At 71.3% G+C, this 823-nt stretch carries 2 protein-coding genes; both read right to left on the reverse strand.

The features are described from left to right. Window positions 1-62: 62 nt before the first annotated feature. Complete coding sequence (locus LzC2_RS21560; RefSeq protein ID WP_171190075.1) at window positions 63-278, reverse strand: hypothetical protein; 216 nt, start codon at window positions 276-278, stop codon at window positions 63-65. A gap of 88 nt (window positions 279-366) precedes the next feature. Next, the coding region (locus tag LzC2_RS21565) for a hypothetical protein (RefSeq protein WP_171190076.1) at window positions 367-823 on the reverse strand (457 nt) is incomplete at its 5' end.

Genomic DNA, 823 nt, shown 5'->3' on the forward strand with positions numbered 1-823 from the left:
CCCCCGGCCCCTCTCCCCCCAGTATTCCTCAACGGGGGGAGAGGGGAGAAGCGGCATTCACGTCACTCGCCGTACTCCCGCAGGCGTTCGGGGCGGCGGATGAAGACGTACAGCGCCCCGCCCCACGGCCAGGTCAGCAGCACGATGTAGACCCACATCAGCTTCTCCCAGCCGTCGTTCGGTTCGTGCCGCAGCACGTCGCCCAACACCCACCCCCAGGCGCCGACCAGCAGCACGATGCCCGCCAAGACCAGCAGAACGAGGGGGAACCAGATCATCGGCGTCGCCTGCGCGGGGTCGAGTTTGCGGGGGAAGGAACGCTCCGACGAGCGATTCGCCAAGCGGACGGCTCACCCGGCAGGCGATCTACCCGGCAGGCAGGGCTTCCAACCGCAGCGAGACGCCCCCGCCGGCCAGCGAATCGCCCGCCGACGCATCCTTCCATCCTAACGTCGCCGAACGACCCGCGGGCGCACTGGCGTCGGCACCATTTTCCGGTTCGGTGCCTCGCACCGCCCAGCCGTCCGGTCCCGGTTTGAACAGCAGCGTGCCGGTCGCCCCCCGCACGCGGACGTGGCAATCCGTCCCCGAGCCGACCAACACCGGCCCCGCGGCGATCACGACGTGCTCCAACCGCACCGGCCCCCACCCCGGCGCCGGCCGATGCACGCTGGAGATCGTCGCCACCGCGGACGCCGACAGGGCGTTGGGAACCGTCACCGTCCCCCGCACGGCCCCCTCGTCGCCCAGCGTGAAGCCGCCGCCCTCGCCCAACGCCGTCAGCTCGCCCTGTTCCTCAATCGCCCACCCCTCACCAACCCGC

Origin of the sequence: Alienimonas chondri, assembly GCF_013036045.1 — a bacterium.
In the GTDB taxonomy this organism is placed as follows: Bacteria; Planctomycetota; Planctomycetia; order Planctomycetales; family Planctomycetaceae; genus Alienimonas; species Alienimonas chondri.

What these genes read in the sequence shown, in the direction of transcription:
- LzC2_RS21560 (WP_171190075.1), bottom strand. Translation starts at nt 278, where the DNA reads ATGATCTGGTTCCCCCTCGTTCTGCTGGTCTTGGCGGGCATCGTGCTG.